Here is a 19,733-nt window from a genome sequence, read left to right as displayed (position 1 = left end):
ACGCCCCTTCACGGTGTGGTGAGCCCGAGCAGGCGGGCGGCGTTCTCCTTGAGGATTCTCGGCTTCACCTCGTCCTTGATCGTCAGCTTGTCGAAGTCGGCGAGCCAGCGGTCGGGGGTGAGGACGGGGAAGTCGGAGCCGAAGAGGACCTTGTCCTTCAGCAGCGTGTTGGCGTACTGCACGAGCTGCGGCGGGAAGTACTTCGGCGACCAGCCGGACAGGTCGATGTGCACGCCCGGCTTGTGCGTGGCGACGGCGAGGGCCTCGTCCTGCCAGGGGAAGGACGGGTGCGCCAGGATGATCCTCAGGTGGGGGAAGTCGGCGGCGACGTCGTCGACGTGCAGGGGGTTGGAGTACTTCAGCCGGATGCCGCCCCCGCCGGGCACTCCGGCGCCGATGCCGGTCTGGCCGGTGTGGAACAGGGCGATGGTGCCGGTCTCCTCGATCACCTCGTACAGGTCGTAGGCGACCGCGCGGTCGTTGGGGAAGAAGCCCTGGATGCTGGGGTGGAACTTGAAGCCCTTCACCCCGTACTCCTCGACCAGGCGGCGGGCCTGCCGGACACCCGCCTTTCCCCGGAAGGGGTCGATGGAGGCGAAGGGGATGAGGACGTCCGCGTTGGCGGCGGCCGCCTCGGCGACCTCCTCGTTGGGGACGGGGGCCGTGCCGGTCGCGGACTCGGCGTCCACCGTGAAGATCACGGCGGCCATGTTCCGCTCCCGGTAGTAGGCGGCCGTCTCCTCCAGGGTGGGCTTGCGCTTGCCCTCGACCTTGAAGTAGGCGGAGGAGGCGTCGTGCAGGTCGTCGTCCAGGGAGGCGTGGCCCTGGGAGGACACCTCCGCGTGGGTGTGGACGTCGATGGCGACGAGGTCGTCGACGTTCATGGAGCGCTGCATCACGCCTCCGGGAACTTGGGCGCCGGGATGCCGACCGTCTGGGGTTCGGCGCCGACCGAGGTGGGGAAGGCGGCGGCCAGGGTGTCGGGGGTCCAGCCGCCGTCGGCGTAGGCCGCGCGGATCTCCTGCGGATGCGACCAGAGTGCCACCTTGTCACCGCCGATGCCGATGGCCTGCCCCGTGATGCCGCGGGCGGCCTCGGAGGCGAGGAACGGGACCAGGGCCGCGCAGTCCTCCGGGGTGCCGAAGCCCTCGCCCTTGCGCAGGAAGTCCGGCAGCGGCTCGCCGCCCCGCATGGCCTCGACGTACGGGGCGAAGGCGGGGATGGTCTCGGTCATCGCGGTCGCGGCGACCGGGACGATGGCGTTGACGGTGATGTTCGCGCGGCCCAGCTCCATGGACCAGGTACGGGCCATGGCGGCGATGCCGGCCTTGGCGGCGGCGTAGTTCGTCTGCCCGAAGTTGCCGCGCTGGCCGGCCGGGGAGCCGACCAGGATCAGCGTGCCGCCCTCCCCCTGCTCGCGCATCCGGACGGCGGCGGCGCGGGCGCAGGTGAAGGTGCCCCTGAGGTGGGTGGTGATCACCGCGTCGAAGTCGTCGTCGGTCATCTTCCACAGCACCCTGTCGCGCAGGATGCCGGCGTTGGTGACCAGGACGTCGAGCCGGCCGAACTCCTCGACCGCGCGGGCGACCAGGCGTTCCGCGGCCTCGGTGGTGCCGACCGGGACCACCTCGGCGACGGCGGTGCCGCCCGCCTCGGTGATCGACTTCACGGCCTGCTCGGCGACCGCCTCGTCGACGTCGTTGACGACCACGGAGGCGCCGTGGGCGGCCAGGGCCCGGGCGTAGGCGAGGCCGAGGCCCCGGCCGCTGCCGGTGACGACGGCGGCCTTGCCGGTGAGATCGATGCTGGGCACGGGTGAGTCCCTTCACACGGTGATACGGGTGGTGCGGTTCGAGGCGCGCGGGGTGCGCCGCGCCGGACGCACCGGTGCGACGTCGCGGGACGCGCCGTCGCGGCCTCGCGGGGCGCGTGACGGTGCGCCGTCGCGAGAGGCGTGCGGTGCGGCTGCGAGATCGAAGCTAAGAGCAATAATTGTCGTCGTCAATAGTTGTTGCCGACCCGCGGGTGGGTCATGCTGGAATCTGCACGACGAACCGCGCCCCTCCGGCGCCGACCCAGGGAGCCCGCCATCGCCCGCCAGCGCCATGCCGTGAACGCCACCCCGATCGACGCGGACGAGCCGTGGATGCGCGGACTGCACGCGGACACGGGCTACCTCCTCTACCGGCTGGGCCTGCGCTCGGGGCAGCTGTTCAACACGTTCCTCCAGGAGTCGGGGCTGCGCCTGCGCCACTACGCGGTGCTGCGGTTCCTGGCCACCGCCGAGGGCGCTCTCCAGCGCGAACTGAGCGCCCGGCTCGGCTACGACCCGAGCGCGATCGTCGGACTCGTCGACGACCTGGAGAAGCTGGGCCTCGCCGAGCGCCGCCCGGCCCCCGACGACCGCCGCAGCCGGATCGTCGTCCTCACCGAGGACGGCCGCGCCTTCCTGCGCGGCACCGACGCGGCGGGCCTGCGGGTGACGAACGACCTGCTGGCCCCGCTCGACCTGGCCGAACGCGAGACGCTGCACGCCCTGCTGCTGCGGATCGCGGAGGACGGTCTCACCTGATGCCGCGCGAGGGGGGACAGTGACGCGGAGGAACCGCCTGCCATGACCACCCGCTCCGCGCCCGACCGGCTGCTGTCCGTGCTCGCCGCCTTCGACCACGCCCACCCGGAGCTGTCCCTCACCGCCATCAGCCGGCGGGCCGGGCTGACCCTGACCACCGCGCACCGACTGGTGGCCGCCCTCACCGAGTGGGGTGCCCTGGAGCGGGACGAGTCCGGCACGTACCACGTGGGTCTGCGGCTGTGGGAGGTCGCGGCGCTCGCCCCGCGCGGCCTCGCCCTGCGCCAGGCCGCCCTGCCCTACCTGGAGGACCTGTACGAAGCCACCCACGAGAACGTGCAGCTGGCGGTGCGGGACGGCCGCGAGGTCGTCTACACCGAGTGGCTCTCGGGGCATTCGGCGGTCGGCGTGCGCATCCGGGTCGGCGCCCGCTGGCCGCTGCACGTCACCGGCGTCGGCCTCGCCCTGCTGGCGTACGGCGGAACGGAGCTCCAGGAGGCGTACTGCGCGGCCCCGTTGTGCTCCTACACCGACCACACGATCACCGACCCCGCGCGGTTGCGCCGGGTGCTGGCCGAAGTGCGGCGCAGCGGTGTGGCGGTGAGCGACCGTCAGGTCACCGACGACGCCCTGTCGGTGGCCGCTCCGGTGCGCGGTCCGGGCGGTGCGGTGGTCGCCGCGGTGTCGGTCGTGGTGCCCTACGCGGACGCCCGGGTCCCGGTGCTGGTGCCGGCGGTGCGGCTCGCGGCGCGCGGGATCTCCCGGGCGCTGGGCTGGCAGCCGGACTGACCTCCCGAACGTCCCTCCCACCGGTGAGGCCCGGCCGTGGCCGCCTCGCGATGCTTACGGCCCCTGCCCCGAGGAGCCGCTCACACCATCGCCCACCCGGCCGCCCACCCCCCGCCGTCTCCCCCCGCGCCGCCCGCTCCCGGGCCGGGACGTCCCGGCCCGCACCCCACCGGCCCACCCGGCTCCGGGCGTTCGCCGCCTGGTGCGGATGCCGGCCCGCGGTCTGTCCAACGCCGGGATCGCCACGACGCCGTTCGTCGGCGAGCCCAGCGTGAAGACCCATGCTCACCGTCATCCTGCTCTGGGTGCTCTTCCTGCCGCTCGGCTGTCGAGCGGGCCGTCGCCGAGGTCCGTACGATCGCCGGGATCGCCGGGACCGCCGGGACCGCCGCCGTGCCCAACCCACTCGCGCCATTCATGGAGTGAACTCACCTGCGGCGGAAGGACTTTCACTGTTTCACCTCTTGACGACCGGAGGGGCCGGGAGCACATTGGGGCCACTGTGAGAGCGCTCTCAGAGTGCTCTGCGAGTTCTCTCGGAGTGCTCTCGAAGGCACCCGCGCACCCCACTCCGTACCCGAGAGGCACACCCCATGAGTGAAACCTCCGGCACTCCCCGCAGACGGCGGCGTCCCCTGAGGCGGGCGCTCGTCGCCGTCGTCGGCACACTCGGCCTCGCGGCGGCCGCCACCACGGTCGTCTCCCCGTCCGCGAACGCCTCCGCGCCCACGCCCCCCTCGGGCTGGACGCAGGTCTTCCTCGACGACTTCACCGGCGCCGCGGGCACCGGTGTCAACACCTCCCACTGGCAGTACGCCACGGGCACGTCCTATCCGGGCGGCCCCGCCAACTGGGGCACCGGCGAGGTCGAGACGATGACGAACAGCACGAACAACGTCTCGCTCGACGGCAACGGCAACCTGCGCATCACCCCGCTGCGCGACTCCGCCGGCCGCTGGACCTCGGGCCGTATCGAGACCAACCGCACCGACTTCCAGCCCCCGGCCGGCGGCAGGCTGCGCGTCGAGGCCCGGCTGCAGATGCCCAACGTCACCGGCACGGCCGCCGAGGGCTACTGGCCTGCGTTCTGGATGCTCGGCGCCCCCTACCGCGGCAACTACCAGAACTGGCCGGCCGTCGGCGAGCTGGACATCATGGAGAACGTCCACGGCCTGAACCGCGTGTGGGCGACGATGCACTGCGGCACCAACCCGGGCGGCCCGTGCAACGAGACCAGCGGCATCGGCAACTACACCGCCTGCCCGAACACCACCTGCCAGTCCGGCTTCCACACCTACACGATGGAGTGGGACCGCTCGGCGAGCCCCGAGGCGATCCGCTTCCTCGTCGACGGCGTGAACTTCCACACCGTCACCGCCAACCAGGTCGACGCGACGACCTGGAACAACGCCACCAACCACGGCTTCTTCATCATCCTGAACGTGGCGATGGGCGGCGCCTTCCCCGACGCCTTCGGCGGCGGCCTGGACGCGGACACCCGCTCGGGCGTCCCCATGGTCGTGGACTACGTCCAGGTGCTCCAGGCGTCGGGCGGCGGGAGCGGCACCACGCCTCCCCCGTCCGGCGGCCGTGACGCCTACGCCGCCATCCAGGCCGAGTCCTACGACGGCCAGTCCGGCGTGAGCACCGAGACCACCACCGACACCGGCGGCGGCCGGAACATCGGCTCCCTGGCCAACGGGGACTGGGCGCTCTTCCGGGGCGTCGACTTCGGGTCCACGGCGGCCACGCAGTTCTCCGCCCGGGTCGCGAGCGGCGCGGCGAGCGGCGTCAGCGGACTGGTCGAGGTGCGCCTGGACAGCCGGAGCAACGCGCCGGTCGGAAGCTTCGCGGTGGGCAACACGGGCGGCTGGCAGTCGTGGCGGACGATCCCGGCCAACATCAGCCCGGTCACCGGCACCCACGACGTCCATCTGACCTTCACCAGCGGTCAGCCCTCGGACTTCGTCAACGTGAACTGGTTCACCTTCGGCCGCTGAGAGGCGAGGTGGGCCCGACGGCCCGGGGGGAACGGCCGGCCCGGCGGCGTTTCAGCGCAGTTCCGCGCGGAACGCCGCCGGTGTCGTGTCCGTGTGCTGGTGGAAGAACTTGGAGAAGTTCGCCGCGTCGGGGAAGCCCACCGCCGCGCCGACCCGGCCGATCGGCAGCTCGGTGTGGGCCAGCAGGCGTTTCGCCTCCAGGACGACCCGCTTGTCGATGAACCCCTTCGGCGTCTCGCCGGTCGCGGCGCGGACCGCGCGCACGAGCGTGCGGCGGGAGTAACCGAGCGCGTCGGCGTAGGCGCTGACGCTGTGGTTGGTGGCGAAGTCCCGCTCCACGGCGTCCCGGAAGAGGGTGAAGGTGGTGTCGGCCTGACGGCGGGCCGCCTCCGCGGAGCTGGCCGCGAGATGCGCCAGGCGCAGCAGGAACGCGGTCAGGGAGTGCCGCAGCACCGAGGTGTGCAGGGTGAGGGGGAGGGTCGCGCTGTCCTCGTACTCCCGTTGCAGGTGGGCGAGGGAGGCGCGCAGGCCGGCCCACTGGGCGTCGTCGGGGTGCAGCAGGGGCGCGAGGTCGTACCGGTACAGGCCGGTGGCCTCGACGGTGGCGCGGGGCAGGAAGCCGGGCTGCATGGTCAGGACGGTTCCGCGGTACTCGCTCGACTTCGAGAAGCGGTGGACCTGGCCCGGGCGGATCCACAGGACGTCACCGGCCGTGGCCTCGTACTCGGCGAAGTCGACCATGTGACGGACGGGGCCGCCGGTGAAGAGCAGCACGACGTGGAAGTCGATCCGGTGCACCCGGTCCAGGGGCGCGTCGACGGCGTGCCAGGTGCGTTCGGTGCCGATGGGGCCGACGTGCATGCCGACGCCGCCGACGCTGAGGCCGACCGGGAAGGGGAAGGTTCTGATTCCGTCGCCGTCTTGGCCTGTTGTGTCCGCCATGTCCGTCCCGTGCCGCCTCGGTCGCGCCCCCGCACCCGCCGGGGTGTCCCACTTTCACCACAGCCTGGCACACGGAGACCTTCCCCCGAAAAAGTCAGACTTTTACTTTTGAACCCGTCAGACCAGCCACTTCGCTCGTATCGAGGACTTCTTGAAGATGAGCACGCAGACACCGGACAGCTTCGCATGGACCGAACTCGACCGGCGTGCCGTCGACACCGCACGCCTTCTGGCCGCGGATGCCGTGCAGAAGGTGGGAAACGGCCACCCCGGCACCGCCATGAGCCTCGCGCCGGCCGCGTACACGATCTTTCAGAAGGTGATGCGGCACGATCCGGCGGACCCGGAGTGGACCGGGCGTGACCGCTTCGTCCTCTCCCCCGGCCACACCTCGCTCACGCTCTACACGCAGCTCTTCCTCGCCGGCTACGAGCTGGAGCTGGACGACCTGAAGGCGTTCCGCACGCACGGCTCGAAGACGCCCGGCCACCCCGAGTACGGGCACACCGCCGGCGTCGAGACCACCACCGGCCCGCTCGGCCAGGGCGTCGCCAACGCCGTCGGCATGGCGATGGCCGCCCGCTACGAGCGCGGCCTGTTCGACCCGGAGGCCCCCGAGGGCACCTCCCCGTTCGACCACACCATCTGGGCGATCGTCTCCGACGGCGACCTCCAGGAGGGCGTCTCCGCCGAGGCCTCCTCCCTCGCCGGCCACCAGCGGCTCGGCAACCTCGTCCTCCTCTACGACGACAACCACATCTCCATCGAGGGCGACACCGCCACGGCGTTCTCCGAGGACGTGCTGAAGCGCTACGAGGCCTACGGCTGGCACACCCGGCGCGTCGCGCCCGCCGGGAACGGCGACATCGACGTCCACGCCCTGCACGCGGCCCTGCGGGCGGCGCAGGCGGAGACCGGGCGGCCGTCGATCATCGCGATGCGCACGATCATCGCCTGGCCGGCCCCGAACGCGCGGAACACCGAGGCCTCCCACGGTTCCGCGCTCGGCGACGACGAGGTGGCCGCCACCAAGCGCGTCCTCGGCTTCGACCCGGAGCAGACCTTCGAGGTGGCCGACGACGTCCTCGCCCACACCCGCGCCGCCCTCGACCGGGGCGCCGAGGCCCACGCCGCCTGGGACAAGCAGCTCGCCACCTGGCGCGGCGCCAACCCCGGGCGCGCGCAGCTCTTCGACCGGGTCGTCGCCGGTCAGCTCCCCGACGGCTGGGAGGACGCGCTGCCCGTCTTCGAGGAGGGCCGGTCCGTCGCCACCCGCGCGGCCTCCGGCAAGGTCCTCCAGTCGCTCGGCGCGGTCCTCCCCGAACTGTGGGGCGGCTCCGCCGACCTGGCGGGCTCCAACAACACCACCATCGACAAGACGTCGTCGTTCCTGCCGCAGGGCAACCCGCTGCCCGGGGCGGACCCGTACGGCCGCACCGTCCACTTCGGCATCCGCGAGTTCTCGATGGCCGCGGAGATGAACGGCATCGCCCTGCACGGCAACACCCGTGTCTACGGCGGTACCTTCCTGGTGTTCTCCGACTACATGCGCAACGCCGTGCGCATGTCGGCGCTGATGCAGCTGCCGGTGACGTACGTGTGGACGCACGACTCCATCGGGCTCGGCGAGGACGGCCCGACCCACCAGCCGGTCGAGCACCTGGCCGCGCTGCGCGCCATCCCCGGCCTGAACGTGGTCCGCCCGGCCGACGCCAACGAGACCGCGATCGCCTGGGCCGAGATCCTCAGGCGGCACGCCACCCGGCCGGCCCCGCACGGCCTGGCCCTCACCCGCCAGGGCGTCCCGACCTACGCGCCCGACCCGGACGCGGCACGCGGCGGTTACGTCCTGAAGGAGGCCTCCACCCGGGCTCCGGACGTCGTCCTCATCGCCACCGGCTCCGAGGTGCGGCTCGCCGTCGCCGCGCGCGAGCGGCTGGAGGCCGAGGGGATCGGGACGCGGGTGGTGTCGATGCCGTCCGTGGAGTGGTTCGAGGAGCAGCCGCGCGCCTACCGCGACCGGGTGCTTCCGCCGTCGGTGAAGGCCCGCGTTGCGGTCGAGGCGGGTATCGGTCTGACGTGGTACCGGTTCACGGGTGACGCAGGACGCATCGTCTCCCTCGAACACTTCGGCGCCTCCGCCGACGCCGGCACCCTCTTCGCCGAGTACGGCTTCACCCCCGAGAACGTCGCCGCCGCTGCCCGGGAATCGCTGGCCGCCGCGCGTGGTTGATCCGATCGCCAGAAAGAAGATGATCACAGTGACCGAAGCATCCGCCGCCGCGGGAGCGCTCAGGCGCCTGACCGACGAAGGCGTGTCGGTCTGGCTGGACGACCTGTCGCGCACGCGCATCACGTCCGGCGACCTCGCCCGCCTCGTCGCGACGCGGCACGTCGTCGGCGTCACCACCAACCCGTCCATCTTCCAGGCCGCCATCGGCTCCGGTGCGGGCTACGAGGAGCAGCTCGCCGAGCTGGCCGCGCGGGGCGTGACGGTCGACGAGGCCGTACGGATGATGACGACCGCGGACGTGCGGGCCGCCGCCGATGTCCTGCATTCCGTGTACACGAGCTCCGGTGGTCGCGACGGCCGGGTCTCCATCGAGGTCGACCCCCGCCTCGCCCACGACACGGCGGCCACGATCGCCGAGGCCAAGCAGCTCGCCTGGCTGGTCGACCGCCCCAACGTCATGATCAAGATCCCGGCGACGAAGGCCGGTCTCCCGGCGATCACCGAGGTCACCGGCCTCGGCATCAGCGTCAACGTCACGCTGATCTTCTCGCTGGAGCGCTACCGCGAGGTCATGGACGCCTATCTCGCCGGCCTGGAGAAGGCGCAGGCGGCGGGCCTGGACCTGTCGACGATCCACTCCGTCGCCTCCTTCTTCGTCTCCCGCGTCGACTCCGAGATCGACAAGCGGCTGACGGTCCTCGGCACGGACGAGGCCCTCGCGCTGAAGGGGCGGGCGGCGCTCGCCAACGCCCGGCTCGCCTACGAGGCGTACGAGGAGGTCTTCGCCGGGGACCGCTGGACCGCCCTCGGCGGCGCCAGGGCGAACAAGCAGCGTCCGCTGTGGGCGTCCACCGGCGTGAAGGATCCCGCGTACAAGGACACGCTGTACGTCGACGAGCTGGTGGCCCCCGGCACCGTCAACACCATGCCGGAGGCCACCCTCGACGCCGTCGCCGGCCACGGCGCGATCACCGGGAACACGGTGACCGGCGGCTACGCCCAGGCCCGCGCCGACCTCGCCGCCGTGGAAGCGCTCGGCATCTCCTACGACGAGGTCGTCACCCGGCTGGAGGAGGAGGGCGTCGCCAAGTTCGAGGCGGCGTGGCAGGAGCTGCTGGACACGGTCACGAAGTCGCTGAACAGCAAGGGAGTTGACGCGGAATGAGCATCCCCGTGTGGAACAACCCGCTCCGGGACGCCCGCGACCGGCGGCTGCCGCGCATCGCGGGCCCGTCCGGGCTCGTCATCTTCGGGGTGACCGGCGACCTGTCCCGCAAGAAGCTGATGCCGGCCGTCTACGACCTCGCCAACCGCGGTCTGCTGCCGCCGGGCTTCTCGCTCGTCGGCTTCGCCCGCCGCGACTGGGAGGACCAGGACTTCGCGCAGGTCGTCCACGACGCGGTGCGCGAGCACGCGCGGACCCCGTTCCGCGAGGAGGTCTGGCAGCAGCTCGCCGAGGGCATGCGGTTCATCCCCGGCGACTTCGACGACGACGCGGCGTTCAAGCAGCTGCGCGACGCCGTCGAGGAGCTGGACTCCTCCCGCGGCACCGGCGGCAACTTCGCCTTCTACCTCTCCGTACCGCCGAAGTTCTTCCCGAAGGTCGTCGAGCAGCTGAAGAAGCACGGGCTGGCGAACGCGCCGGAGGGCTCGTGGCGGCGGGCGGTGATCGAGAAGCCGTTCGGGCACGACCTGGCGAGCGCGCGGGAGCTGAACACGATCGTGCACGACGTGTTCGAGCCCGACCAGGTGTTCCGCATCGACCACTACCTCGGCAAGGAGACCGTCCAGAACATCCTGGCGCTGCGCTTCGCCAACCAGATGTTCGAGCCGATCTGGAACCGTTCGTACGTCGACCACATCCAGATCACGATGGCCGAGGACATCGGCATCGGCGGCCGCGCCGGCTACTACGACGGCATCGGCTCGGCGCGCGACGTCATCCAGAACCACCTGCTCCAGCTGATGGCGCTCACCGCGATGGAGGAGCCCGCCTCCTTCGACGCGGCCTCGCTGCTCACCGAGAAGCTGAAGGTCCTGCGGGCCGTGAAGCTGCCGGAGGACCTCGGCGGGCACACCGTGCGGGCGCAGTACGCGGGCGCCTGGCAGGGCGGCGAGAAGGTGCGCGGCTACCTGGAGGAGGACGGCATCGACCCGGCGTCCACGACGGACACCTACGCGGCCGTCCGGCTGAACGTCGACAACCGCCGCTGGGCGGGCGTCCCCTTCTACCTGCGCACCGGCAAGCGTCTCGGCCGCCGCGTCACCGAGATCGCGGTCGTCTTCCAGCGCGCCCCGCACTCCCCCTTCGACTCCACCGCCACCGAGGAACTCGGCCAGAACGCCATCGTCATCCGCGTCCAGCCCGACGAGGGCGTGACCGTCCGCTTCGGCTCCAAGGTGCCGGGCACCTCCATGGAGATCCGGGACGTGACGATGGACTTCGCGTACGGCGAGTCCTTCACGGAGTCCAGCCCGGAGGCGTACGAACGTCTCATCCTGGACGTGCTGCTCGGCGACGCCAACCTCTTCCCGCGCCACCAGGAGGTGGAGGAGTCCTGGAGGATCCTCGACCCGATCGAGGAGTACTGGGCCACCCACGGCAGGCCGGCCACGTACGCGTCGGGCAGCTGGGGACCCGAGGAAGCCGACGAGATGCTCGCACGAGACGGACGGAGCTGGCGCAGGCCATGAAGATCGACCTGACCGACACCACGGCAAGCAGGATCAACAAGGCGCTGGTGCAGGGTCGCCGCGCCATCGGCACACCGGCCGTGGGCATGGTCCTGACGATGGTCATCGTCACGGACGAGGAGAACGCCTACGACTCGATCAGGGCGGCCGAGCAGGCCTCGCACGAGCACCCCTCGCGCACCCTGGTCGTCATCAAGCGGCACGCCCGCACCCCCCGCGACCGCACCAACTCCCACCTCGACGCCGAGGTGAGGGTGGGCGCCGACGCCGGCACCGGCGAGACGGTGGTGCTGCGGACGTACGGCGAGGTCTCCGACCACGCCGACTCCGTCGTCCTGCCGCTGCTGCTGCCGGACGCGCCGGTCGTCGTGTGGTGGCCGGTGGACGCGCCCGCGAACCCGGCCAAGGACCCGCTGGGGGCGCTCGCCCAGCGCCGGATCACCGACATGTACGCCGTGGAGCGGCCGCTGGAGGCGCTGGAGGCGCGGGTGCGGTCGTACGCGCCCGGCGACACCGACCTCGCGTGGACCCGGCTGACGCCGTGGCGTTCGATGCTGGCGGCGGCCCTGGACCAGGCGCGGGTGCCGATCACGTCGGCGGCCGTCGAGAGCGAGGCCGACAACCCCAGCGCCGAACTGCTCGCGCGCTGGCTGGAGGCCCGGCTGAACGTGCCCGTCGACCGGGTCGTCACCGCCGGCCCGGTCGTCACGGCCGTGCGCCTGGGCACCGCGAACGGCGAGATCGTCATCGACCGCCCCGAGGGCCCGCTGGCCACGCTGACCCTGCCGGGCCAGCCGTCGCGCACCCTCGCGCTGAAGGTCCGCGCCACCTCCGAACTCATCGCCGAGGAGCTGCGGCGCCTCGACGCGGACGAGATGTACGCCGTCGCCCTGCGGGGCGACGACACCAGGGAGAACGTCTGAGATGTCCGACACCCCGAAGCTCACCCTGCGGCCCGAGTGGGCCGCTCTGGAGGACCACCGCGCCCACTGGCACGCGCACCTGCGCGAGCTGTTCGCGGCGGACCCCGGACGCGCGCAGCGGTACGTGGCGCGCGTCGGCGACCTGCGCATCGACTACTCCAAGCACCTGGTCACCGACGAGACCCTCGCCCTGCTGCGGGAACTCGCCGCCGCCACCGACGTGTCCGGGCTGCGCGACGCCATGTTCCGCGGCGAGAGGATCAACATCACGGAGCGGCGGGCGGTGCTGCACACCGCGCTGCGCGCTCCGGCGGACGCCGTGATCGAGGTCGACGGCGAGAACGTCGTGCCGCGGGTCCACGCGGTCCTCGACCGGATGACGGACTTCGCCGACCGGGTGCGCTCCGGCGAGTGGACCGGGTACACGGGCCGGCGTATCCGCAACGTCGTCAACATCGGCATCGGCGGCTCCGACCTGGGCCCGGCGATGGCGTACGAGGCGCTGCGCGCGTACACGGCACGGGAGCTGACGTTCCGTTTCGTGTCGAACGTGGACGGCGCCGACCTGCACGAGGCCGTGCGGGACCTGGACCCGGCGGAGACGCTGTTCGTCGTCGCGTCCAAGACGTTCACCACGATCGAGACGATCACCAACGCGACCTCGGCCCGCTCCTGGCTGCTGGCGGGGCTGGGCGGCGAGGAGAAGGCGGTCGCGCGGCACTTCGTCGCCCTGTCGACCAACGCCGGGAAGGTCGCCGACTTCGGCATCGACGTCGACAACATGTTCGAGTTCTGGGACTGGGTCGGCGGCCGCTACTCCTACGACTCGGCGATCGGCCTGTCGCTGATGATCGCGATCGGTCCGCGGCGGTTCCGGGAGATGCTCGACGGGTTCCGGATCGTCGACGACCACTTCCGCACCGCGCCCCCCGAGGCCAACGCCCCGCTCCTCCTCGGCCTGCTGGGCATCTGGTACGGCAACTTCTTCGACGCCCAGTCGCACGCCGTGCTGCCGTACTCGCACTACCTGTCGAAGTTCACCGCCTACCTCCAGCAGCTCGACATGGAGTCCAACGGCAAGTCGGTGGACCGCGCGGGCCGGCCCGTCCAGTGGCAGACCGGGCCGGTGGTGTGGGGCACGCCCGGCACCAACGGGCAGCACGCCTACTACCAGTTGATCCACCAGGGCACGAAGCTGATCCCGGCCGACCTGATCGGCTTCGCCCGCCCCGTCGACGAGCTGGGCGACGACCTCAAGGCGCAGCACGACCTGCTGATGGCCAACCTGTTCGCGCAGGGGCAGGCGCTCGCCTTCGGCAGGACCGCGGACGAGGTCCGCGCGGAGGGGGTGCCCGAGGAGCAGGTCGCGCACCGCACCTTCCCGGGCAACCACCCCACCACCACCATCCTCGCCCGCGAGCTGACCCCGTCCGTCCTCGGGCAGCTCATCGCCCTCTACGAGCACAAGGTGTTCGTCCAGGGCGCGGTCTGGGACATCGACTCCTTCGACCAGTGGGGCGTGGAACTCGGCAAGGTCCTCGCCAAACAGGTCGAACCCGCCCTGACCCGGGGCGCCGACGTCCCCGGTCTGGACTCCTCCACCGCCGCCCTCGTGGCCGCCTACCGCGAACTGAAGGAAGTGCACTGACATGCAGTTGGGTCTGATCGGTCTCGGCAGGATGGGCGGCAACATGCGCGAGCGGATCCGCCGCGCCGGCCACACCGTCGTCGGCTACGACCGCAACCCCGAGCTGTCCGACGTGAGCGGCCTCGCCGAACTCGTCGACCGGCTCCAGGCGCCGCGCACCGTCTGGGTGATGGTCCCGGCCGGCGCGCCCACCCAGTCCGTCATCGACGAGCTGGGCGGCCTCCTGGAGGCCGGCGACACGGTCGTCGACGGCGGCAACTCCCGCTGGACGGACGACGAGAAGCACGCCGCGGAGCTGGGAGCCAAGGGCATCGGCTTCGTCGACGCGGGCGTCTCGGGCGGCGTGTGGGGCCTGGAGAACGGCTACGCCCTGATGGTCGGCGGCGACAAGGAGCACGTCGACCGCGTCCGGCCGGTCTTCGACGCGCTCAAGCCGGAGGGCCCGTACGGCTACGTCCACGCGGGCAGGGTCGGCGCCGGGCACTTCTCGAAGATGGTCCACAACGGCATCGAGTACGCCATGATGCAGGCCTACGCCGAGGGCTGGGAGCTGCTGGAGAAGGTCGACTCGGTCACCGACGTCCGCGAGGTCTTCCGCTCCTGGCAGGAGGGCACGGTCATCCGGTCCTGGCTGCTGGACCTCGCGGTCAACGCCCTCGACGACGACGAGCACCTCGACAAGCTGCGCGGCTACGCGGAGGACTCCGGCGAGGGCCGCTGGACCGTGGAGGCCGCCATCGACAACGCGGTGCCGCTGCCGGCGATCACCGCGTCCCTGTTCGCGCGGTTCGCCTCCCGTCAGGACGACTCGCCGCAGATGAAGATGATCGCGGCGCTGCGCAACCAGTTCGGCGGCCACGCCGTCGAGTCGGCGAAGAAGGCGTAGCCCGGCCGTGGGGGATCTCCTGCTGGTCCGTCACGGGGAGACGCGGTGGAGCCTGTCGGGGCAGCACACCGGCTTCACCGACCTGCCCCTCACCGAGCACGGCGAGGAGCAGGCCAAGTCCCTCGCTCCGCTCCTCTCCGGCCGGGCCTTCTCGCTGGCGCTCACCAGCCCGCTGCACCGCGCCGTCCGCACCGCCGACCTCGCGGGCATCACCGGCGCCGTACCCGAACCCGACCTGCACGAGTGGGACTACGGGGCCTACGAGGGCGTCACCACCGCCGAGATACACCGCACCCGTCCCACCTGGGACCTGTGGACCGACGGCGTGCCACCCGGCCCGGACGGTCATCCCGGCGAGTCGCCCGAGGAGGCCGGACGGCGTGTCGACCGGGTGCTGTCCCGGGTCGACGCGGCGCTCCCGGCCGGTGACGTCGTCCTCGTCGCCCACGGGCACGTCCTCCGGGTGCTGACGGCCCGCCGGCTCGGGCTGCCGCCCGCGGACGGGCGGCTGTTCCAGCTGGCCACGGGCACGGTCAGCCGTCTGTCGACGGAGCACGGGCGGCCGGTCGTCGCGGAGTGGAACGTCCGGCCGTAGCCGGTTGACACCGACCGGGGGGCCCGCCAGAGTCGCGGCTGATGGAGATCGACGATCTGACACCGGCCGAACAGCGCGTCTGGCGGGCCTTCGCCACGGCGAGGACCGTGGACTTCCGGGCGGACCGCGAGGCGGGGGGTCCGGAACCGGCCCTGCGGGCGGCCGTGTTGCGGGCGCTGCTCCTCAACGGCCCCAGGGAACCGGGCGAGGTGGCGGCCCTCAGGGTGGTGGGAGCCCGCATCACCGGCGTGCTGGACCTGCGGTACGCGACCGTCGACAGCGTGATCCGCCTGAACCACTGCCGCTTCGAGGAGACGCCCCGCCTGGCCGGCGCCCAGTTCAACTACGTCACCCTGCGCGACTCCGTGCTGCCCGGCCTGGCGGCGGCGCACACCCGGATCGACGGCGGACTGCGCCTGACCCGCTGCCGTGTCGACGGCCCCGTGCACCTCAGCCGCGCCCAGATCTCCGGAGCGCTGTACCTCGACGGGGCGGAGATCACCACGACCGACCCCGCGGACCCCGTGCTCCAGCTCAACCAGGTCTCCATCGACGACGACCTCTGCGCCCGCGGCCTGCGCGCCCGGGGACTGATCCGGCTCGACGGCGCGAGCGTGGCCGGCTCCATCGACCTGGACGACGCCGAACTGAGCAACCCCGGCGCCCACGTCCTGGACGGGGAGTCCCTCGACGTCGGCGCCAACTTCCTCGGCCGCCGGCTGCGCGCCCACGGCCGGATCGATCTGCGCGGCGCCCGCATACCCGGCCGGGTCGACCTGCTGTACGCGACGCTCGCGGGCCCCGGCGACACCGCCCTGCGCGCCAGCAGCTGTGTGATCGGCGAGCTGTGGCTGCGCGGGGGCCCGCCGGTCGAGGGCCGGCTCAATCTGCGGCGCGCCGAGATCAACCAGCTCCACCTGGAGCCGGAGATGCTGCCCGGCCAGGTGCGCCTGCTCGACCTCACCTACACCTTCCTCACCCCGCACGAGCCCGCCGAGCGCCGGCTGCCGATGCTGGAGCGCGACGACGGCGCGTTCGACCCGCACGCCTACGAGCAGCTCACCGCCGCCTACCGCAACACCGGCGACGACCGGGCCGCCCGGCTGGTGCAGCTGGCCAAGCTGCGCCGGCACCGGAGCACGCTCCCCTGGTACGGCCGGCTGTGGGGGCACCTCCAGGACGCGGCCGTCGGCTACGGCTTCCGCCCGCTGCGGGCCGCCGTCTGGCTGCTGTCGCTGCTCGCGGCCGGCTCGGTCGCCTTCGCGCTGGAGCACCCGCGCGCGCTCAAGGCGTCCGAGGCCCCCGACTTCGACCCGGTGTTCTACACCCTGGACCTGCTGCTGCCGGTCATCTCCTTCGGGCAGGAATCCGCGTTCGCCCCGTCCGGCTGGCACCAGAGCCTGTCGTACGTGCTGATCCTCACCGGCTGGATCCTGGCCACGACCGTCGTCGCCGGTGTGACCAGGACGGTCAGCCGCCAGTAGGTCAGCGCGCGGCGTGCTGGGCCGCCAGCCGCACCGGCGCGTTCACGGCGCCGTAGCCCCGGTAGCCGCCGTCCCGCTGGACGAGTTCGAAGAAGACCCGGCCGACGGTGTGCGTGTAGCAGTGCCGGAACTCGCCGTGCGCGTCCCGGTCGTAGAGGATGCCGAGTTCGCGGTAGGTCTCCAGCTCGCCGTCGGCGAACTCGTACCGGGCGGCGAGGTCGTCGTAGTAGTTCGCGGGGATCGGCAGCAGGCGGCCGCCGGCCTCGGTGAAGCGGCGGGCCGCCGCGACCACGTCGTCGGTGGCCAGGGCGATGTGCCGGGCGTGGGCGGTGGCGTCGGCGGGTGCCGCGCCGACCGTGAGGGGGATGCGGACGCCGCCGTCGGCGGTGCTGACGGCGCGGCTGCGCAGCAGGCCGTAGGGGTCGGCGACGTCGACGCTCTCCTGGGCGTCGAGACCGAGGACCCCGCGGTGGAAGAGGACGGCCTCGTCGAAGTGGTGCCAGGGCTGGGTGAGGGAGAGGTGGTCGATGCGGACGGCGGCCCCGGGTGCGGGGGTGCCGGCGAGGTCCTCGAAGTCGGCGCGCCAGTCGGGCAGTCCGGGGCGGTGCGTGGCGCACAGGAAGAGTTCCGTGCCGTCGGGCGCGGCCACCGCGTCGAGGGGCGCGTCCCCGGCGGCGCGGCGGCGCGGCAGGACCGGGGCGAGCAGCGCCTCGGCGCGGCGGGCGGCGGCGGCCGGGTCGGGCGACTCCAGGCCCACCGCGGCCAGGCGGGTGCCGTCGGTGGGGGTCCCCCCGCTCGCGCGGAGCCGGGTGTGGGGGAGGGCGGGGCCGGTGTTGACCAGGACCCGGGCCTCGCCCTGTTCCCACAGCTCGACGGGCTTGCCGCGGTGGCGGGCGGTGCGGGCGAAGCCGAGGGAGCCGAGGAGCGCGGAGACCGGCTCGGCGTCCGGGGTGACCAGCTCGGCGAAGGCGACCCCGGTGGGGACGACCGGCGCGGGCAGGGCGCCGAGCCCCGCCTCCTCCTGGAGGAGCAGCAGGGAGCGGCGGGCGTCGACGGCGGTCGGGCCGGCCTCGGCCTGCCGGAAGACGTCGTTGAAGACCTCCAGGGAGAGCGGGCCGTCGTAGCCGGCGCGCAGCACGTGGCGCAGCAGGCCCGCCACGTCGAAGCCGCCCTGGCCGGGGAAGCGGCGGTGGTGACGGGACCACTGCAGGACGTCCATGGCGGGCAGCGGGGCGTCGGCGAGCTGGAGGAAGAAGATCTTCTCGCCGGGGATGTCCGCGATGCCTTCCAGGTCCTTGGGTCCGCGGCTCCGGGAGAGGATGTGGAAGCTGTCCAGGCAGGTGCCGAGCGCCGGGTGGCCGGCGGTCTCGACGATGTGCCAGGCGTGGTCGTAGGTGCTGACGTGCCGTCCCCAGGCGAGCGCCTCGTAGGCGACGCGGATCCCGAAGTCCTGGGCGAGGTCGGCGAGTTCGTACAGCTGCTGGGCGGCGAGCGCGTCGTCGTCCTCGGCGAGCGGGGAGACGCTGGAGCAGACCAGGACCAGGTCGGCGCCGAGCCGGTTCATCAGGGCGAACTTGGCGCGGGCGCGGCGCAGGGTGCGGGCGAACTCCCCGGCGGGCACCGCCTCCATGTCCCGCATCGGCTGGTACAGGTCGATGCCCAGGCCCAGATCGGCGCAGCGGGCGCGGATCTCCTCGGGGGTGAGGGGGCTGGCGAGCAGGTCGTTCTCGAAGATCTCGACGCCGTCGAAGCCGGCCCGGGCGGCGGCGGTGAGCTTCTCCGTGAGGGAGCCGCTCAGGGAGACGGTGGCGATGGACGTACGCACCGGGGGTGCCTCTTTTCCTGCGTCGGGCCGTGCTCGTTCGGGAGCCGCCGGGCCACTGGGGTCACGTGGACTGCGGGAGCCGCGGGGCCGTGGGAGGGCCGCGGGGCTGTTTCGGAGCCGCGGGGCTGTTTCGGGGCCGCGGGGCTGTTGCGGGCCTCGGGGCTGTTTCGGGGCCGCGGGGCTGTTGCGGGCCTCGGGGCTGTTTCGGGGCCGCGGGGCTGTTGCGGGCCTCGGGGTTATTTCGGGGCCGGGACCGCGCCGGCCAGGTCGGTGATGTCCGCGAGCATCCGCGCGCTGTCGGGTTCCCGGCCGGTGAACAGGCGGAACGCGTCCGCGGCCTGGAAGACGGCCATGCCGCCGCCGTCGAGGGTGGCGCAGCCCGCCGCCCGGGCGGTGCGCAGCAGCCGGGTCTCCAGCGGCCGGTAGACGACCTCGGCCACCCACAGCCCCGGGGTCAGCAGTCCGGCGGGGACGGGCAGGCCGGGGTGGGCGGCCATGCCGGTGGGGGTGGCGTGCACCAGGCCGCCGACGCCGTCGGCGCGGGCGAGCAGACCGGCGAGGCGGTCCGGCCCGGCGGCGGCCGCCCGGTCGGCGCCGAAGTGCCGGTTCAGGGAGTCGGCGAGGGCGGCGGCCCGCTCGGGCAGCGCGTCCACCACGGTCACGCGGCCGGCGCCGAGGGTGAGCGTGGCGAACGCGACGGCCGCCCCCGCGCCGCCCGCGCCGAGTTGCACCACCCGCTCCAGCGGCGCGTCGGGCAGCCCGCGCGCGAAGGAGGCGGCGAAGCCGGTGACGTCCGTGTTGTGGCCGACCGCCCGGCCGTCGTCGAAGACCACGGTGTTGACCGCGCCGAGCGCCCGCGCCTGCGGCGTCAGGGCGTCGAGGTGGGGGATGACGAGCTGCTTGCACGGGTGCGTGATGTTCAGTCCGTCGAAGCCGAGGTCGCGGGCGGCCCGCACCAGGTCGCCGACCGCCTCCGGCGGCACGCCCAGGACGTCGATGTCGATCAGCCGGTACAGGTAGCGCAGCCCCTGCCGGTCCGCCTCCCGCTCGTGCAGGGCCGGGCTGAGCGACGGGCCGATGCCGGAGCCGATCAGCCCGACGAGATACGAGTCCTTGGTCACGCGGACCTCCTGGCGGCCTAA

The 19,733-nt window shown here is 72.7% G+C and carries 16 protein-coding genes; 11 read left to right on the top strand and 5 right to left on the bottom strand.

The features are described 5' to 3' along the window. Window positions 1-8 precede the first annotated feature (8 nt). Window positions 9-884: an amidohydrolase family protein gene (locus ACF1A1_RS16095; RefSeq protein ID WP_392000707.1), complete on the bottom strand. Its 876-nt coding sequence runs from the start codon at window positions 882-884 to the stop codon at window positions 9-11. Window positions 885-895: 11 nt separating this feature from the next. Then, window positions 896-1,813 carry an SDR family NAD(P)-dependent oxidoreductase gene (locus ACF1A1_RS16090; protein ID WP_392000336.1) on the bottom strand — a complete coding sequence of 306 codons (918 nt, stop codon included), beginning with the start codon at window positions 1,811-1,813 and terminating at the stop codon, window positions 896-898. A 297-nt stretch (window positions 1,814-2,110) separates the two neighbouring features. On the opposite strand from ACF1A1_RS16090, the gene ACF1A1_RS16085 reads away from it, so the two are divergent. From ACF1A1_RS16085 to ACF1A1_RS16075, 3 genes are all read left to right on the top strand, one after another. Then, entirely contained in the window at window positions 2,111-2,572 is a 462-nt protein-coding gene (locus tag ACF1A1_RS16085; protein WP_392000334.1) for a MarR family winged helix-turn-helix transcriptional regulator, read from the top strand. A gap of 42 nt (window positions 2,573-2,614) precedes the next feature. Further along, on the top strand, window positions 2,615-3,361 hold the full coding sequence (locus tag ACF1A1_RS16080) for an IclR family transcriptional regulator (RefSeq protein WP_392000332.1): 747 nt from the start codon (window positions 2,615-2,617) through the stop codon (window positions 3,359-3,361). A gap of 593 nt (window positions 3,362-3,954) precedes the next feature. After that, a complete protein-coding gene (locus tag ACF1A1_RS16075) occupies window positions 3,955-5,361 on the top strand; it encodes a glycoside hydrolase family 16 protein (RefSeq protein WP_392000331.1) in 1,407 nt (468 codons plus the stop codon). Window positions 5,362-5,412: 51 nt separating this feature from the next. Here the strand turns inward: ACF1A1_RS16075 and ACF1A1_RS16070 are convergent, their stop codons facing one another. Further along, on the bottom strand, window positions 5,413-6,303 hold the full coding sequence (locus ACF1A1_RS16070; RefSeq protein WP_392000329.1) for a helix-turn-helix domain-containing protein: 891 nt from the start codon (window positions 6,301-6,303) through the stop codon (window positions 5,413-5,415). Window positions 6,304-6,460: 157 nt separating this feature from the next. Between ACF1A1_RS16070 and tkt the strand changes: the two genes are divergently transcribed. Genes tkt through ACF1A1_RS16030 form a run of 8 tightly spaced genes read left to right on the top strand, consistent with a single transcriptional unit; the run spans window position 6,461 to window position 16,766 of the window. Next, the gene (tkt, locus tag ACF1A1_RS16065; RefSeq protein WP_392000327.1) at window positions 6,461-8,536 is read left to right on the top strand and encodes a transketolase; all 2,076 of its coding nucleotides are present in this window, start codon (window positions 6,461-6,463) and stop codon (window positions 8,534-8,536) included. Window positions 8,537-8,555: 19 nt separating this feature from the next. Beyond that, window positions 8,556-9,701 carry a transaldolase gene (gene tal / locus ACF1A1_RS16060; RefSeq protein WP_392000326.1) on the top strand — a complete coding sequence of 382 codons (1,146 nt, stop codon included), beginning with the start codon at window positions 8,556-8,558 and terminating at the stop codon, window positions 9,699-9,701. After that, entirely contained in the window at window positions 9,698-11,230 is a 1,533-nt protein-coding gene (gene zwf, locus ACF1A1_RS16055; RefSeq protein WP_392000324.1) for a glucose-6-phosphate dehydrogenase, read from the top strand. The genes tal and zwf overlap by 4 nt, the downstream gene beginning before the upstream one ends. Continuing rightward, window positions 11,227-12,153: a glucose-6-phosphate dehydrogenase assembly protein OpcA gene (gene opcA, locus ACF1A1_RS16050; RefSeq protein ID WP_392000322.1), complete on the top strand. Its 927-nt coding sequence runs from the start codon at window positions 11,227-11,229 to the stop codon at window positions 12,151-12,153. Before zwf ends, opcA begins: the two co-directional genes overlap by 4 nt. Before the next feature lies 1 nt (window position 12,154). Next, on the top strand, window positions 12,155-13,801 hold the full coding sequence (pgi, locus tag ACF1A1_RS16045; RefSeq protein WP_392000320.1) for a glucose-6-phosphate isomerase: 1,647 nt from the start codon (window positions 12,155-12,157) through the stop codon (window positions 13,799-13,801). A gap of 1 nt (window position 13,802) precedes the next feature. After that, window positions 13,803-14,687, top strand: coding sequence for a phosphogluconate dehydrogenase (NAD(+)-dependent, decarboxylating) (gene gnd, locus ACF1A1_RS16040; protein WP_392000318.1), 885 nt, complete (start codon window positions 13,803-13,805; stop codon window positions 14,685-14,687). A gap of 7 nt (window positions 14,688-14,694) precedes the next feature. After that, the gene (locus ACF1A1_RS16035; RefSeq protein WP_392000317.1) at window positions 14,695-15,282 is read left to right on the top strand and encodes a histidine phosphatase family protein; all 588 of its coding nucleotides are present in this window, start codon (window positions 14,695-14,697) and stop codon (window positions 15,280-15,282) included. 41 nt (window positions 15,283-15,323) lie between these two features. Then, window positions 15,324-16,766: a membrane-associated oxidoreductase gene (locus ACF1A1_RS16030; RefSeq protein ID WP_392000315.1), complete on the top strand. Its 1,443-nt coding sequence runs from the start codon at window positions 15,324-15,326 to the stop codon at window positions 16,764-16,766. Window position 16,767: 1 nt separating this feature from the next. On the opposite strand, the gene ACF1A1_RS16025 is transcribed toward ACF1A1_RS16030, so the two are convergent. Both ACF1A1_RS16025 and ACF1A1_RS16020 read right to left on the bottom strand, forming a co-directional pair. After that, window positions 16,768-18,591 (bottom strand): bifunctional sugar phosphate isomerase/epimerase/4-hydroxyphenylpyruvate dioxygenase family protein, encoded by a 1,824-nt coding sequence (locus ACF1A1_RS16025; RefSeq protein ID WP_392000313.1) that lies wholly within the window; start codon window positions 18,589-18,591, stop codon window positions 16,768-16,770. 236 nt (window positions 18,592-18,827) lie between these two features. After that, window positions 18,828-19,712, bottom strand: a complete 885-nt coding sequence (locus ACF1A1_RS16020; protein ID WP_392000311.1) for a shikimate dehydrogenase — start codon at window positions 19,710-19,712, stop codon at window positions 18,828-18,830. Window positions 19,713-19,733: the final 21 nt, after the last annotated feature.

It is taken from the genome of Streptomyces sp. NPDC014995, assembly GCF_043080745.1.
GTDB lineage: Bacteria > Actinomycetota > Actinomycetes > Streptomycetales > Streptomycetaceae > Streptomyces.
This window is presented reverse-complemented; position numbering and strand designations above follow the sequence as displayed.